Source organism: Thalassolituus pacificus, assembly GCF_025318105.1.
Classification (GTDB): Bacteria; Pseudomonadota; Gammaproteobacteria; order Pseudomonadales; family Oceanobacteraceae; genus Venatoribacter; species Venatoribacter pacificus.
Genome location: NZ_JAOANI010000015.1, coordinates 141932 through 157419, shown reverse-complemented (window position 1 = coordinate 157419; position 15488 = coordinate 141932). Strand labels below are relative to the sequence as shown.

12 protein-coding genes are annotated in these 15488 nt (G+C 55.1%); 6 read left to right on the top strand and 6 right to left on the bottom strand.

Annotation, left to right across the window (positions count from 1 at the left end):
* Positions 1-922: 922 nt before the first annotated feature.
* Entirely contained in the window at positions 923-2068 is a 1146-nt protein-coding gene (locus tag NYR02_RS07865) for a helix-turn-helix domain-containing protein (protein WP_260975821.1), read from the bottom strand.
* Between the two features lie 176 nt (positions 2069-2244).
* Between NYR02_RS07865 and NYR02_RS07860 the strand changes: the two genes are divergently transcribed.
* Positions 2245-4740 carry a penicillin acylase family protein gene (locus NYR02_RS07860; protein ID WP_260975820.1) on the top strand — a complete coding sequence of 832 codons (2496 nt, stop codon included), beginning with the start codon at positions 2245-2247 and terminating at the stop codon, positions 4738-4740.
* 771 nt (positions 4741-5511) lie between these two features.
* Here the strand turns inward: NYR02_RS07860 and dauA are convergent.
* The 5 genes from dauA to NYR02_RS07835 form a co-directional block, all read right to left on the bottom strand.
* Entirely contained in the window at positions 5512-7266 is a 1755-nt protein-coding gene (dauA, locus tag NYR02_RS07855; RefSeq protein WP_260975819.1) for a C4-dicarboxylic acid transporter DauA, read from the bottom strand.
* A 106-nt stretch (positions 7267-7372) separates the two neighbouring features.
* A complete protein-coding gene (locus tag NYR02_RS07850) occupies positions 7373-7684 on the bottom strand; it encodes a DUF167 family protein (protein WP_225691086.1) in 312 nt (103 codons plus the stop codon).
* Entirely contained in the window at positions 7681-8268 is a 588-nt protein-coding gene (locus NYR02_RS07845) for a YggT family protein (RefSeq protein WP_145467864.1), read from the bottom strand. Before NYR02_RS07845 ends, NYR02_RS07850 begins: the two co-directional genes overlap by 4 nt.
* Positions 8269-8405: 137 nt before the next feature.
* Positions 8406-9227, bottom strand: coding sequence for a pyrroline-5-carboxylate reductase (gene proC, locus NYR02_RS07840; RefSeq protein WP_225691085.1), 822 nt, complete (start codon positions 9225-9227; stop codon positions 8406-8408).
* A 105-nt stretch (positions 9228-9332) separates the two neighbouring features.
* Positions 9333-10046 (bottom strand): YggS family pyridoxal phosphate-dependent enzyme, encoded by a 714-nt coding sequence (locus NYR02_RS07835; RefSeq protein WP_260975818.1) that lies wholly within the window; start codon positions 10044-10046, stop codon positions 9333-9335.
* A gap of 127 nt (positions 10047-10173) precedes the next feature.
* Here NYR02_RS07835 and NYR02_RS07830 point away from each other — a divergent pair, with 127 nt between their 5' ends.
* The 5 genes from NYR02_RS07830 to NYR02_RS07810 all read left to right on the top strand — a co-directional run bounded on the left by NYR02_RS07830 (position 10174) and on the right by NYR02_RS07810 (position 15468).
* On the top strand, positions 10174-11208 hold the full coding sequence (locus NYR02_RS07830; protein WP_260975817.1) for a type IV pilus twitching motility protein PilT: 1035 nt from the start codon (positions 10174-10176) through the stop codon (positions 11206-11208).
* An 11-nt stretch (positions 11209-11219) separates the two neighbouring features.
* Positions 11220-12335: a PilT/PilU family type 4a pilus ATPase gene (locus tag NYR02_RS07825; protein ID WP_260975816.1), complete on the top strand. Its 1116-nt coding sequence runs from the start codon at positions 11220-11222 to the stop codon at positions 12333-12335.
* Between the two features lie 155 nt (positions 12336-12490).
* On the top strand, positions 12491-13462 hold the full coding sequence (locus tag NYR02_RS07820; RefSeq protein WP_260975815.1) for a LysR family transcriptional regulator: 972 nt from the start codon (positions 12491-12493) through the stop codon (positions 13460-13462).
* A 123-nt stretch (positions 13463-13585) separates the two neighbouring features.
* Positions 13586-14653, top strand: coding sequence for an isopenicillin N synthase family dioxygenase (locus NYR02_RS07815; protein ID WP_260975814.1), 1068 nt, complete (start codon positions 13586-13588; stop codon positions 14651-14653).
* Entirely contained in the window at positions 14653-15468 is an 816-nt protein-coding gene (locus NYR02_RS07810; RefSeq protein ID WP_260975813.1) for an alpha/beta fold hydrolase, read from the top strand. Before NYR02_RS07815 ends, NYR02_RS07810 begins: the two co-directional genes overlap by 1 nt.
* Positions 15469-15488: the final 20 nt, after the last annotated feature.

Here is a 15488-nt window from a genome sequence, read left to right as displayed (position 1 = left end):
GCTGTTCGCTCGCTTAACCCGTTAGGCCACACTCTCAGCGCCTTGCCTGAGAAATTTTTAGCCGATAACAGGTCTGTTTAATTAATGTCGACAGGCCCTAGGATAAAAGCGATTGTCAATTTCGTAGGTGCCGATCACCCTTTCTTTCGTTATCGGAAAATGTGAGTAAAGCGAAAAACCAATCAGAACCCCGGGCAATATCAAGATTGTGCTGAGTTTTTTCACATAACTTAAATCTTTTGTTTTTATGTAATTCCATGTCAACACAATCGAATACAGTCCGGTGGCGACCACAAGAAGCAAGAAAAGAAAAATCCCAAAAGATGGCAAGCTATATACTCCATTTCTGAAAAGCGAATGGTATTCATATCAACTCCGCTCATCCTGAGCTGCGAGGCACGAGCGTGTCGAAGGGCTGCAGGTTTGTTTATTCCCATGCATACCCTTCGACAGGCTCAGGGCGAACGCTATTCATATCAACTCCGCTCATCCTGAGCCGCGAGGCACGAGCGTGTCGAAGGACTGCAGGTTTATTTATTCCCATACATACCCTTCGACAGGCTCAGGGCGAACGCTATTCATATCAACTCCGCTCATCCTGAGCCGCGAGGCACGAGCGTGTCGAAGGGCTGCAGGTTTATTTCTTCTCATACATCCCCTTCGACAGGCTCAGGGCGAACGCTATTCATATCAACTCCGCTCATCCTGAGCCGCGAGGTACGAGCGTGTCGAAGGACTGCAGGTTTATTTATTCCCATACACCCCTTTCGATAAGCTCAGGGCGAACGGTAAATAAAAGCCAACCCGCGACGTGGCTGCAAAATAAGCCGACATTATCGCGGCTGAAAGCCGCTCCGGGTACCCGTTTTATCACGAAGCGATTTCTGCACAGCGCGTAGCAGGCCATTGTATATGGCTAGCCTTAGCCCTGATTCCTGCGCCGGTACTCCGTTGGCGTACAGCCACTGAAGCGGCGGAATGCGGTGTTAAAGGTCGATTTCGAATTAAAGCCCACATCAAAACAGATGCGCGACACCGGCGTATCACTGTCGCGCAGTGCCTGCTTTGCGGCTTCAATCCGGTGCTGGTTGAGCCAGTCGTAAAAATTACTGCCTGAGCACTGGTTAATGGCGGCCGATGCCTGATGGCTGGTCATGCCGCAGATGCCGGCAAGTTTACCGAGTGACAATTCGTTATCACGGAAGGCTCCGTTGGCCAGCGCCTGCTGCAGCTCGGCGAAGAGTTCCTGCTGGGCATTGTTGGCGGCAGCTGCGCTGGCATCTGCTGGTGTGGCGTTGCTGCTGGCCGGGTCTGTGCTGCCTGGTTTGGGTGACATTGCCAGCGGCTGGCGCGGCGGATGGCTTTGCGGCAGCTGCACGTGGCTGAGCATCAGATACAGCAGGTAAGCACTGGTCGGAGCGAGGGCAAAGGCCACCGACAGGTTCCAGCCAAAGCCAGTGCTGAGCAGAATACGGCCCAGCAATGACAGGGCAATAATCAGCTGTACGGTCTGCAGTTTATTAATCCAACTGCCGAGTCTGGCTTTGCGTCCCTGGTAGCCCAGAGTGCGCTGCCGCCACCAGTACAGCAGGCTGAGTCCGGCGATAATGGCGAGGTAGTCGTTGCCGTAAGGGGCCAGTGGCTGCCACAGGCTTTCGTCGATCCGTACCTTCAGCATCCAGTCGATGCGTTCGGCGGCGGGCAGGTTCCAGTAAGGAACGTCCATTAAGGCGACGATAAAGGCCGGAGATAAGTGCAGCAGCATTTGCCTGCGCGGGTGAAAAATATTGTCGCCCTGCAGCGCGCGCTGGTAGCCGTACAATGTGAGTGGCAGCAGCACAACCAATGGGTCGACCAGCTTCAGAAAAAACGGCCAGCGCAGAAACATATCGGTGGCGTGATAGAGAAACTCCAGTGATTGCAGCATCACCAGTGTTGCCAGCCCCAAAAGCCAGGCGATGGTCAGGCGGGTGTGGGCATGATTTACCATCCAGCTCAGGGTGGCCAGCAGCAGTACACTGCTGAGGCACAGTCCGATCAGCGCTGCTGCACCTGCTTCGTAGTTCATCAATACCTCTCAGAGAGACCAACTAAAGTTCGGATGGATCGAACTGTACGTCTAAGTTGTTGTTTTTAAAGTTATTTTTCTTTGGTGTCGGATCTATCGATACGGACGATCCTGTTGTCGTTCCGGCGTCTAATACTATTTCCTGTCACATAATGATAACAAGTGAGGAAACCTCAATGCATTTAGGCACCGTCCTGAAGAAGCCCGGCCTGTACGCGCTGAGCGCGTTAAGCTGCGCCTTATTAACAGGCTGCAATGACGATAAGAGCAATGCAAGCCATTCCTACGATGCACAGATTACTTACACCGCCCATGGTGTGCCGCATATTGAAGCCAGGGACTATCCCAGTCTGGGTTACGGTATCGGTTATGCGCAGGCCAGAGAAAACCTCTGCACCTTGTCCGAACAGCTGCTGAAACTGAAATCACAGAAATCCGAATACTTCGGTGCCGGTAGCGGCAACGCGAACCTGTTGTCGGATCTGGGCTACAAAGCCATGGATTATCCGGCTGAAGCCGCCCAGCTGTACAGTGGTTTATCAGTAACGACCAAAGGGCTGCTGCAGGGCTATGCCGCCGGTTTTAACCGCTCGCTGAGTGAGCGTGCCGGTCCGCAGGAATATCCGTCGCCGTGTCGCGGTGCCGACTGGGTCACCAGCATTACAGCGCAGGATCTGCTGGCTTATCAGCTGGATCTGGCCGGGCTGTCGAGTGCACGTAACTTCCTGCCAGCGATGGCTGCGGCACAGCCGCCGGTAGCAACGGTTGCTGCGGTCGACAGTGCACAACTGGATGCCGGTCATGTTTTTACCTCTGAAGGCATTGGCAGTAATGGTTGGGCGCTGGGCAGTGATCGTGTTGATGGCGCGAGCTCTGCGCTGTTAGGAAACCCTCACTTCCCATGGGACGGCGAGCTGCGTTTCTACCAGCAGCATCTGACCATTCCCGGTGAGCTGGATGTCAACGGCGTGGGCATGGTGGGTCTGCCAGCGGTGGTAATCGGTTACAACCAGAATCTGGGCTGGACGCACACCGTGTCGCAGTCGAAGCGCTTTACCCTGTATCAGCTGCAGCTCGATCCGGCCGATCCGCTGCGCTACAAATTTGATGGTGAATACCGCGAGCTCAGCAGCAAAACCGTTACGGTAAAAGTGAAGCAGGGCGACGGCTCGCTGGTGGATGTGCCGCACACGCTGTACTTCAGCCACTTTGGGCCGATGGTGAACCTGGCGTCACTGTCTCCGGCACTGGGCTGGACAACCAGTTCGGCCGTCACCTTCCGCGACGCCAACGCCGGTAACACCCGCATGCTGGAACAGTGGATGGCGATGAATAAAGCCAAAACCCGTGATGAATTCTTCCAGGCCTTTGCCGACCATCAGGGCATCCCGTGGGTAAATACCCTGATGATTGCCGATGACGGTACGGCCTCTTACCTTGACGGCACGCAGGTACCGCAGCTCAGCCCGCAGGCTGAAGCTTACTGGGGTGTGGCTTCCAAGAGCCCGCAGTTAGCACCGATCTGGCAGGATGGCGCTGGCAGTGTGCTGTTGCCGGGTACCAGTTCGCTGTATGAGTGGGTCGACACGGGCGATGCCGGTGCGCCGGGTCTGGTGCCGTTCAGCAAGGCGCCACAGGTTACGCGCAGCGACTATGTGTACAACGCCAACAGCAGCCACTGGCTGACCAACGTGGCTGAACCTCTGACCGGCTACAGCCTGATGTACGGTCCTGAGCAGATTGTGCGCAGCCCGCGTACCCGCTACAACGCCCAGCTGATCAGCGATATGTCGGGAACCGGTCTGGCCGGTGCTGATAACCGCTTTACCCTGGGTGAACTGGAAACCGTGCTGACCCATAATGGCTCGCTGTTTGCCGGTGATTTCCGCAATGAACTGGTAACCCGCTGTACCAACCACAACAGCATTCAGGTAAACGGCTCGGCGTTTGATTTAACCGCCGCCTGTACCGCGCTGGCCAACTGGGATGGTAAGTACAACCTGAACAGCACCGGTGCGCAGGTGATGCGTGAATTCCTCGCGGCTTTCCGTGTTTCCGGCCACCGTGATTTGTCTGACAGCCTGTTCGCCGTACCTTTCAGTGCCCAGCAGCCGGCGACTACGCCATCGGGTCTGGTGGCAATTGACGCCGGTGATGTGGATAACGACCCGGTATTGCAGGCACTGGCCGCGGCGGCGAAACGCCTGACCGATGCTGGTATCGCACTGGATGCCACGCTGGGTTCGGTGCAGTACGTGATTAAAGCAGAGGGCAAAGATCCGATTGCGATTACCGGTGCTAACTCGTATGAAGGCGTATTTAATATGGCTTCCAGTGCCGTGCCATCACGCTCAACCTCCGAGCTGGCAACCAACCTGGTGGGCAGCAAACGCGCCGATTCGCCGCTGGTATCACTGGATGAAGACGGCAATGGTGCGACCGAGCGTTACCGCATTAACTACGGCTCCAGCTTTGTGATGGCACTGCAATACGGTGACAACGGCCCTGAGGCAGAAATGTTCCTGAGCTACGGTCAGTCACATGATCCTGAGTCGGAATTTTTCACCGACCAGACGCTGAACTACAGCAACCTGCAATGGCGTCCGATGCTGTTTAAAGCGGCGGATGTTAAAGCGCAGGCGGTAGAGACGCTGCAGTTAAAAGGTAAGTAATTACCGGGTTAAGATAAATAAAAAGCCCTGCGTTACACGCGGGGCTTTTTTTATGCGGGATTAAAAAGGAATAATAAATACCGTTCGCCCTGAGCTTGTCGAAGGGTGTGTATGGGAATAAATAAACCTGCAGTCCTTCGACATGCTCGTACCTCGCTGCTCAGGATGAACGGAATCGATATAATGCGCGGTGGCTCTGATAAAACACCGTTCGCCCTGAGCTTGTCGAAGGGTGTGCAGTCCGCTACACGGGTGGCTTTTATTTACCGTTCGTCCTGAGCTTGTCGAAGGGTTGTATGGGAATAAATAAACCTGCAGTCCTTCGACATGCTCGTACCTAGCGGCTCAGGATGAGCGGAGTTGATATAACGCGCCGGTGGCTCTGATAAAGCACCGTTTGCACTGAGTTTGTCGAAGGGTTGTATGGGAATAAATAAACCTGCAGTCCTTCGACACGCTCGTGCCTCGCTGCTCAGGATGAACGGAATCGATATAACGCGTCGTTGGCTCTGATCAAGCACCGTTCGCCATGAGCTTGTCGAAGGGTGTGTATGAGCATAAATAAACCTGCAGTCCTTCGACACGCTCGTACCTCGCGGCTCAGGATGAGCGGAGTTGATATAACACGCCGGTGGCTCTGATAAAGCACCGTTCGCCCTGAGCTTGTCGAAGGGGTGTGCAGTCCGCTACACGGGTGGCTTTTATTTACCGTTCGCCCTGAGCTTGTCGAAGGGATTGCAGTTTCCTTCGATGAACTCTGATTAAATCAAATTACACCAACTGCTCTGCGTCACCGGCAGTGCGGTCAGTCTGCCCGCTATTCAACGGCAACGCCGCCTGCAGGCTGGGATAAAACCCCAACACATTATCCTGTGGTTTGAGCCCGGAACGCGCGAGGGTTTTCAGCGGCTGAAACTGCAGGTCGGCAATACGTACCTCGGTATTGTATTTGGCGCTGGCGTTGAGAAATTTCAGCAAGGCCGCCAGGCCACCGGCATCTATCACGGGGACGGCATCCATATACAGAATCACGGCTTTTTTATCGCGGGTATGAGCGGTTAATTCTGAAAAAATCCGGTCGGCGGCGGCAAAAAACAGCGGGCCATTAATTTTGTATACCGCCCAGCCTGCAGGCAGTGGATTACTGATTAATTTACTGTTGTCGCTGATATCGCTGACTTTGGTCATCTCGGAAATATCGCGCATAAATAACAGTGAGGCGAGGACGATACCGACGCCGATGGCGATCACCATATCAAACAGTACGGTCAGGCTCAGACAGGTTGCCAATACTATAATGTCGCCTCTGGGCGCGGTGCGGAAAAAGTGCAGTACCTTATCGGCTTCGCTGATATTCCACGCCACCAGTAATAACAGCGCGGCCATCGAGGCCATGGGTAAGTGCGCCAGCACCGGTGCCAGTACCAGCAAACCGGCCATCACTACCAGTGCATGGATCATGGCGGCGATTGGCGTTTGCGCACCAGCACGGAAATTGGCGGCCGAACGGGCAATAGCCGCAGTCGCGGTAATTCCGCCAAAAAATGGCACCACAATATTGCCGATGCCCTGACCTAATAATTCGCTGTTAGCGCTGTGGCGGGTATTGGTCATACCGTCGAGCACCACGGCGCAAAGCAGGGATTCAATGGCGCCGAGCATGGCTATGGAAAAGGCGGCGGGCAGTAATAATTGCAACAGTGACCAGGACAAACCAATCGGCTGGCCGTCGGCACCGGGCTGTTCCCAGGGCCAGAAAAATTCCGGCAATATCGGTGGAATACCGGCACCAACCGAACCATCTGGCAATAAATAACTGAAACGGCTGCCAATGGTATCCACTTCGTGGCCCTGTAAGCCCAGCAGCCAGGCGGCGAATACACCGATTAACAGCGCCGGAATATGCGGTGGCAGGCTGCTGATTTTTTTCCACAGCAACAGCGTGGCAAAGGTCGCGAGGCCAACGCTCAGGCTGGCACCATCAAAATCGGGTAATGCCTGCGTCAGGGTATGGATTTTTCCGACATAGGTTTCCGGGTATTGAATAGTCAGCCCGAAAAAATCTTTTAATTGCAGGGTGGCAATTACGATAGCGATGCCGGAGGTAAACCCCAGCGTCACCGATTCAGGTATGTATTCAATAAAACGGCCGAGACGGGCAAAAGCCATGGCGATCAGAATCAGCCCTGACAGTAATGTTGCCAGCAGCAGTCCCCCCAGCCCGAATTTTTCCGCAATAGGATAAAGAATCACTACAAAGGCGGCGGTGGGGCCGGAAATGCTGAAACGTGAGCCGCCGGTCAGGGCAATAATAAAACCGGCAATCATGGCGGTGTATAAACCGTATTGCGGTGCGACACCACTGGCAATGGCCAGCGCCATCGACAGCGGAATGGCGATAATGCCGACGGTGATGCCGGCAATAATATCTTTGCCAAAACGTTGTGCGGTGTAGGGTGATTCTTTCAGTGATTCGCGCAGGGCATTGGCGATGCGCAGGGAAAATAAATGAGCGCGGTGCGGCATTCAGGGACTCCCGGCAGGAGATAAGAGGGCGGCACTATAACACAAAGAGTGGGGTTTTTGTTGGGCGCAAGGCTGGAATAAGGGGCGGGAGAAGAAGGGTGCGGGATTAAGACTGTGTGATCAGGGCTTCTGCCGGCAGCCTTTGCGGTTGTGTGATGCGCACGCGTTTATGGCGATTCAGCTCGCCACTGATAATGCTGACAGCACTTTTGCTCACGCCAAACTGTTTGGCGAGAAATTTAACCAGTTCGCTGTTGGCTTTACCTTCAACCGGTGGCGCCTGAATACGGACTTTCAGGGCATCACCGTGTATGCCAGAGAATTCGCTTTTAGACGCTTTGGGCTGCAGGTGGCAGACGAGGAGTAAATCCCCGTCTGTCCATTGGTAATGTGCGGCAGAGTGTTCGGGTGTGCTCACAGGCCGATGATCAGTCCGCGCGGAATCTGCAGCATCTGCACCAGCGGGCCAAGCAGCATTATTTCGACAATTTTAATTGCCAGAAAAACCAGAATCGGCGACAGGTCGAGGCCACCCATATCCGGCATCATTTTGCGGATAGGGCGTACGACAGGTTCGAGAATCTGGTTAATAAGAATCAGTGCCGGATTGTAAGAGCCTGGCGCAATCCAGGAGGCAATCACGGTAATTACCAGACCCCAGAAGTAGATATTCAGCAGCAGCGCAAACAGTCCGACCGGTGCCCACAGGAGAATGTTGGCCCAGGGCAGGCCATATCCGGCAAACATAAAGATAGCGGCAAACAACAGCGCCTGAACAACATAGGCGAGTACCAGTGATGCAACGTCCAGTCCGCCAAAGCCCGGAATAATACGGCGTAACGGAATTAATACCGGATTGGTGGCTTTGACCAGAAACTGCGAAATCGGGTTGTAAAAATCGGCGCGCACCAGCTGCAGCAGAAAGCGCAGAATAATAATAAACAGCGCCATGCTGCCGATGGTATTGATCAGTAACAGTCCGACCTGAGAGAACGGTGACATGGTAACTCCGTGAATATTTAATGGCTGGCGGCCGCTTATGGCCGTCAGCCTTTAACATATAGGCGCCTCAGCGCCTTTTCCAGTCCTGACAATGGTCTTATTTGTCAGGAAACCTCAGCACAACCCGGTACGGCTATTCAGGCTTTACCCAGCTGTTCACTCAGCTCGGCGGCACGGTCGCTGGCGGCTTTTAAGGCAGCATCGACAATATCGCGCATATGGGCGGCTTCAAAAGTGGCAATAGCGCGCTCGGTGGTGCCACCCGGAGAGGTCACGCGGCGGCGCAGTTCAGCCGGGCCAACATCGGATTGCATTGCCATCTGACCCGCGCCCAGTGCGGTTTGCAGGGTCAGTTTGGTTGCCGTCTGTTCGCTCAGACCAAGCTTTTTACCGGCTTCGATCATGGCTTCCATCAGCAGGAAATAATACGCCGGGCCACTGCCGGAAACAGCGGTTACGGCATCGATTTCGGCTTCGGTTTTTACCCACACGGTCAGGCCAACGGCGCGCAGCAGGGAATCTGCCTGGTTGCGCTGGTCGAGGCTGACGTCTTTGCTGCCGAGCAGGCCGGTTGCGCCCAGTCCCAGCAGAGACGGCGTGTTGGGCATGCAGCGTACGATGGCGCGGCAGCTGCTCCAGCGTGCCAGGCTGTCCATATTGATACCGGCGGCAATGGAAATCAGCAGTGGCTGACGCTTGCTCAGGGTGGCCTGCAGGGGTTCGAGAACCTCTTTCATCATCTGTGGTTTGACCGCCATGATGACGACATCGGCTTTGGCGATGGCATCAAGGTTATCGGCGTGGGTGGTTACACCGAATTCTTTTTCCAGCTTGCTGCGTTGTTCGGCGCCGGGGTCGGAAACATGAATCAGGCTGGCCTTGGTTTCGCCCTGTTTGATCAGGCCGCCAATAATGCTGGAGGCCATGTTACCGCCACCGATAAATGCGATTTGAGTCATGCTGGTTCCTTCTTTTGTATAAAGTCGCAGCGCCCGGTATGAGCAGGAGCTGCATTAATTCTGGTCGATTATGAGCAGTTTGCCGTCTGTTGCGGCATTGCGGTATCAGTTGTTGGGTGGATTGTTGGCTGGATAGTCGCGGGCACCAAAAATATCGGTGCCGATACGGATCTCGGTACTGCCACAGGCGATGGCCAGCTCCATATCGCCGGACATACCCATTGAGAGCGTATCCATTGCCGGAAATTCCGCCGCCAGTTGCTGATACAGTGCCTGCATGGCCTGCAGCTGTGTGCTCAGGCGTTGTTCGTCGCCGGTTGCTTCCGGAATGCACATCAGGCCACGCAGGCACAGATTGGGCAGCTCGCTGATCAGCTGGCAGAGCGCGCGCGCCTCATCGGGCAGCACCCCGGCTTTTTGCTCTTCGGCAGAAATGTTCACCTGCACCAGCACGTTCAGTGCCTTCATGTCTGCTGGACGCTGCTCGCTCAGGCGACGGGCAATTTTCTCACGGTCAACGGTCTCTACCCACTGGAAGTGTTCGGCCACGGGGCGTGTTTTGTTCGACTGCAGTGGGCCGATAAAATGCCATTCGATATCGTGCAGATGGGTCAGGGCGGTGATTTTATCCATGCCATCCTGCAGATAATTTTCACCAAAGCTGCGCTGGCCGAGTGCATAGACGGCTTCGACCATGGTCGCGGGCTTGGTCTTACTGACCGCAAGCAGGCGTACACTCTGGCTGGAGCGGTTGCTTTGTGTACAGGCTTGCTGCAAACGTTGCAGTACATGCTGGTAATTCAGTTCAAGAGTAGACATTTCAGGGGCTTGGTTTATCTTTTTGACCTGCAACCCATTCCGGGTTGGTGAATCCTGATAATATAGAAGCTTGTCGGCTGGCGCACCCTTCGCCGGGCCAGCCAGTTAAAAATAACGAGGAGTGGCTATGGATATTACTGAACTGCTTGCCTTCAGTGCCAAACAAGGCGCGTCGGATCTGCATTTATCGGCAGGTTTGCCGCCCATGATCCGGGTTGATGGTGATGTGCGCCGTATCAACCTGCCAGCACTGGGGCATAAAGAAGTTCATAGCCTGGTGTATGACATCATGAACGATAAGCAGCGTAAGGATTTTGAAGAATTCCTTGAGACTGACTTCTCGTTTGAGGTGCCGGGTGTGGCGCGTTTCCGGGTGAACGCCTTTAACCACAACCGCGGTGCCGGTGCGGTATTCCGTACCATTCCATCAAAAGTACTGACCATGGACCAGCTGGGCATGGGGCAGGTATTTAAAGATCTGGCCAAAATTCCACGCGGTATTGTATTGGTTACCGGCCCGACCGGTTCCGGTAAATCGACCACGCTGGCGGCAATGGTCGACTTTATTAACGAAACCAAATACGACCACATTCTTACCGTGGAAGACCCGATCGAATTCGTACACGAATCAAAAAAATCGCTGGTTAACCAACGGGAAGTTCACCGTGACACCTTAGGCTTTAACGAAGCCCTGCGTTCGGCCCTGCGTGAAGACCCGGACGTTATTCTGGTGGGCGAATTGCGTGACCTGGAAACCATCCGTCTGGCGCTGACCGCGGCTGAAACCGGCCACATTGTATTCGGCACCCTGCACACCAGCTCAGCGGCGAAAACCATTGACCGTATTGTTGACGTATTCCCGGCCGAAGAAAAATCGATGGTACGTTCCATGCTATCGGAATCGTTGCAGGGCGTTATCTCTCAGACGCTGCTGAAGAAAAGCGGCGGTGGCCGCGTAGCCGCGCACGAAATTATGGTCGGTACGCCTGCCATCCGGAACCTGATCCGTGAAGATAAAATTGCGCAGATGTATTCAGCCATTCAGACCGGTTCTGCTTATGGTATGCAGACCATGGATCAGTGCCTGCAGAACTTGCTCAGCAAGGGTCTGATCAGCCGGGATGTGGCGCGCGAAAAAGCCAAGATTCCGGATAATTTCTGAGGTAACTGACTATGGCAATGGATAAGTTTTTACGCCTGATGGTGGAAAAAGGTGCCTCGGATCTGTTTATTACCGCCGGGGTTCCGCCTTCCATGAAGGTGAACGGAAAAATTATGCCATTAACCAAAAATCCACTCAGTGCGGAGCAAACGCGCGAAGTGGTGCTGGGGTTAATGAACAGCAAACAACAGGACGAATTTGAGGAGAAAAAAGAACTCAACTTCGCCATTAATGCCAGCGGTATCGGCCGTTTCCGCGCCAGTGCTTTTTACCAGCGCAACGTCTCCGGTATGGTACTGCGCCGTATTGAAACACGTATCCCAAGCGTTGATCAGCTGGGCCTGCCGGATGTGATTAAAGAATTATCCATGGCCAAGCGCGGACTCATTCTGTTTGTCGGTGCCACCGGGGCGGGTAAATCGACCTCGCTGGCCTCGATGATTGGTCACCGCAATAAAAACAGTAAGGGCCATATTCTCAGTATTGAAGATCCGATCGAATTTATTCACCAGCACGATGGCTGCATTATTACCCAGCGTGAAGTGGGTCTGGATACCGAGAGTTTTGATACCGCACTGAAAAACTGTCTGCGTCAGGCACCGGATGTGATCATGATTGGTGAGGTGCGTTCTGCCGAAACCATGCAGCACGCCATTACCTTCGCGGAAACCGGTCACCTGTGTCTGGCCACCCTGCACGCCAACAACGCTAACCAGGCGCTGGAGCGGGTGATTCACTTCTTCCCGCCGGATCGTCACAACCAGGTGTGGATGGATTTATCGCTGAACCTGCGCGCGATTGTGGCTCAGCAATTAATTGCCACGCCGGACGGCCGTTCGCGCCGGGCCGTGGTGGAAGTTCTGATGAATACACCGCTGGCTTCGGATCTGATCCGTAAAGGTGAGGTTCATGAGCTGAAACCACTGATGGCCAAATCCAACGAGCTGGGCATGCAAACCTACGACCAGGCGTTGTATGCGTTGTATGAACAGGGCGAAATCACCTATGAAGACGCCATTGCTCACGCCGACTCACCTAACGACCTGCGTCTGATGATTAAACTCGGCTCCGAAGCCGATGCCGATCATCTGGATGGAGCAACGCGCAATCTGCGATTGCAGGACTGATGCGTTACATTGCTGCTGTGTAAACCATAAAGGCCTCATCCGGGGCCTTTATTTTGTCTGTGGAATAAACCACCGACAAAGCGGTCAATGGTCGTCTTTGTCCGGGCTGGCCTGTCGCTTGCTGCACCTCTGCAGGTTATTTCACAGAGAGTGTTATGAAAGCACGTAAGTTACGTATCCATGCCCCGGCCATTGCTTACTTCGATAAAGTCCGCCGCTGTGGTTCATTCCGCGAGGCGGCGCGCAGTCTTAATGTGGCGTCGTCGGCGGTCAACCGCCAGATCCTTAAGCTGGAAGAAGAGCTGGGCGCGCCGCTGTTTGAGCGTCTGCCTTCCGGCCTGCGCCTGACGCCCGCCGGTGAAGTGTTTACCCGCCATGTGATTGCGGTGATGCAGGATACCGAGCGCGTCAGCTCGGAGCTGGATGCCTTACAGGGATTGCGCAGTGGTCATGTCGAAATCGCCACGGTGGAAGGGGTCACGGTCGATCTGCTGCCAGCGGTGATTGAGCGTATGCGCGCGCTCTATCCCAATGTGTCCGTGGGTGTTTCCAGTCTGGGCTCGACCGCGATTGCGGCGCAGATCAGCAGCGGTAATGCCGATCTCGGGCTGGCGTTTGCCCTGCAGCGCGACAACGATCTGCACCAGTTAGTGCGTGGTCACTTTCATCTGGGGGCAATTATGTTGCCCGATCATCCGCTGGCGCAGCACCGGCGTCTGAGTTTTGCCACCTGTGCTGCGCACCCGCTGATTCTGGCAAAAGAAGAATTATCCATCGCTCATCTGTTGCGTCCGGCGATGAACCACAGCCCGCAATGGGGACGGGCAGTGGTTGAAACCAGCTCGGTAGAGCTGGCAAAAAAACTGGCGTTGCGCGGTGTTGGCATCGCCTTTCAGACCCGCATTGGTATTGAGGATGAGCTGCGTCGCGGACAGTTGGTGCATGTGCCGCTGGTGCATAACCAACCGGTGCTGAGCGATCTGGGTTTGTATACCCGCAGCCAGCGTTCATTACCGGTAGCGGTGGATGCTTTTGCGCGCATGCTTGTGGATGAAATTGCCCGGCGCGAACAACAGGAGCAAGAGCAGGAACAGGCACAGAGTAACGGCCATACGCTTATTTTATAAGGCTTACCGCTGCCAAAACGGCATCAGGGCGAGCGAAATTCTGTTCTTTGGTGTACGCCACGGCTGACAAATACTGGCGACAGTTTCCACAGCCCGCCCTGATGGCGGTTATCCGGAGAATGTATGTCAGCCAATTCGCACAGCCGTCGTCAGCATGCCGGGGATGTTCTTACTTCGCGTCCGGTTCAGGCCGGTACTCTCGCCCTTATCGACGTTGCACCATTACGCAGTAACGATCCTCAGGCACGCGCTGCGGTTGCTGAACAGATTCGGGCCGCCTGCGTGGATAACGGTTTTTTTGTTATCTGCAACCATGGCATCAGTGAGCACTTACAACAGCAGCTGTTTACTCAGGCCGCCGATTTATTCGCCCTGCCTGACGCCGAGAAGCGCCTGCTGGATAAATCGCTGTCGGCTGCCAACCGTGGTTATGAAGCGCTGGGCAATCAGCAATTACAGCCAGGCAGTCTGCCTGATCTGAAAGAGGGTTATTACATGGGGCGTGATCTGGCTGCGGATCATCCTCAGGTAATGGCCGGAAAATTCAATCATGGCCCGAATGTCTGGCCGGCACAGTTGCCGCAATTCCGGCCGTTAATGGAAAGCTATTTACAGCAGATTACCGAACTGGCGGAACTGCTGATGCGTGGCCTGGCACTGTCGTTAAATCTGCCGGAAAACCATTTTGATGATTTTTGCCACGAGCCTCTGACCACGCTGCGCCTGCTGCATTATCCGCCGCAGCCGGTCGATGCGGCAGCCAATCAGCGCGGCGCTGGCGCGCACACCGATTTCGGCGGCCTGACGCTGTTACTGCAGGATGCCGTCGGCGGCTTACAGGTCTGGAGCGAAGCGGATCAATGTTGGCTGGATATCGCGCCGCAGGCCGGTACTTACATCATCAATATTGGCGATATGTTCGCGCGCTGGACCAACGACCTGTACCGCTCAACCCTGCACCGGGTGATTAATCGCTCCGGGCGCGAACGTTATTCCATTCCTTTCTTTTACAGCGGTAACGCCGACCACCGGGTGGAGTGTCTGCCGGGCTGCTGTGACAGCGGTGAAACTCCGCGTTATGCCGCCACCACCGTTGAACAGCACTACCGCGAAATGTATCGCCGTACTTATTCGGCACAGCCGCCTGCGTCACCGCCGTCTGGACGGCAGGCAACGACGGAGGTGCATTGATGAAGCCACCTCTGAATGTATTGCTGATTCACGGTGCCTGGGCCGGTAGCTGGGTGTGGGATGAATTACAGCCCCGGCTGCAGGCGCTGGGGTACGCCACCTGTGCGGTTGATTTGCCCGGTAACGGCCAGGATCAGACGCCGCCGGAGCAGGTAAACCTGGATCTGTATCTACAGCATCTGCAGGCGCAGATCGGCCGTGCCAGTAGTGCGACCAGTAACGTTGCTCCCTGGGTGGTGATTGCCCACTCCGGTGCCGGGGTGATTGCCACTGCATTGGCCGAGGCCATGCCCGAGCGTATCGCCGGGTTGGTGTACATCGCCGGGATGATGCTGCCGTCAGGGATGGGCTTTGCCGAATTAATCCGCCGTTTGCAGCACCAGCATCCGCAGGTGGCGGGTATCGGCCCTTATTTATTGTGGAACACCGCGCACACGCTGAGCCGGGTGCCACCCATTGCTGCGCGCGAAATCTTTTTTCAGGACATGAACGACGAAAGCGCCATGGCGGCTGCCGTGCGTTTAAGCGCACAGCCGGAAAGCGGCCGGGCATTGGTGGCCGAATGGAGTGCGGAGCGCGCCGGACGGATTCCGCGTTTGTATATCGAAGCCACGCTTGATCGTTCGGTGGTGTTGCCGTTGCAGCGGGCGATGCAGGAATTAGTGCCCGGTGCCCATATTGAGTCACTTATTAGTGGGCATGCACCACAAGTAAGCATGCCGGATGCCGTTATTCAGGCGCTTGAGCCATTTTTGCACGGCCTTGCCCCGGAGCTGGGCGCTTTTCCGCTCAAGATGTGCGGCCACGAAAAATAAATCCGCACGCGGGTACGGTT